This window comes from Blautia sp. MSK.20.85 (assembly GCF_013317245.1).
GTDB lineage: Bacteria > Bacillota > Clostridia > Lachnospirales > Lachnospiraceae > Blautia_A.
The window spans coordinates 1-641 of record NZ_JAAIUN010000096.1; the positions used below are offsets into that span (position 1 = coordinate 1).

A 641-nucleotide genomic window follows, 5' to 3' on the forward strand; every position below is an offset into this window, starting at 1 on the left:
GTGATACATACTTATATGTCAAAGCGTAAGCTGACAAAAGAAATGGCAGATGCCTTTGTGGATTCAATTATTATCCATGGTAAGTATGATTATGAGATCAAGCTGGTATATGACGATCAGTTTGCAGATTTACAGAAATTAAAGAAAGAGAAGGAGGCGCAGTCAAGATGACAGATCATAGAAAAACAGCTGTTTACATCCGTTTATCCGCAGAAGATGACAATGTAGATGGCAGAGCCAAAAAAGAGAGCGACAGTGTAACTTCTCAGAGAATTCTGTTAAAATCATTTGTGATTGATCAGTTGGGTGTTGCTGAGGCAGATATCCTGGAATATGTGGATGACGGTGTCAGCGGTACTCATTTTAAAAGGCAGGGATTTCAACAGCTGCAGGATGACATGAAAAGTGGAGAAATCGGCTGTGTAGTTGTAAAAGATTTTTCCAGATTCGGAAGAGACTATCTGGAAGTTGGATTTTATATTGAATATATTTTCCCACTTCTACAGATTCGATTTATTTCGATTAATGACAGCTATGACAGTGCAGCAAGCAGCGGAATGACTGGTGGAATGAATGTAGCATTGCAGAATCTGGTATACAATATGTATAGCCTGGATTTGTCCAAGAAAATTTCATCAGCA

The 641-nt window shown here is 38.5% G+C and carries 1 protein-coding gene; it reads left to right on the forward strand.

Features of this window, described 5'->3' with window-relative positions:
- Nucleotides 1-167: 167 nt before the first annotated feature.
- On the forward strand, nucleotides 168-641 hold a 474-nt coding region (locus tag G5B12_RS17050), incomplete at its 3' end, for a recombinase family protein (protein ID WP_174088962.1).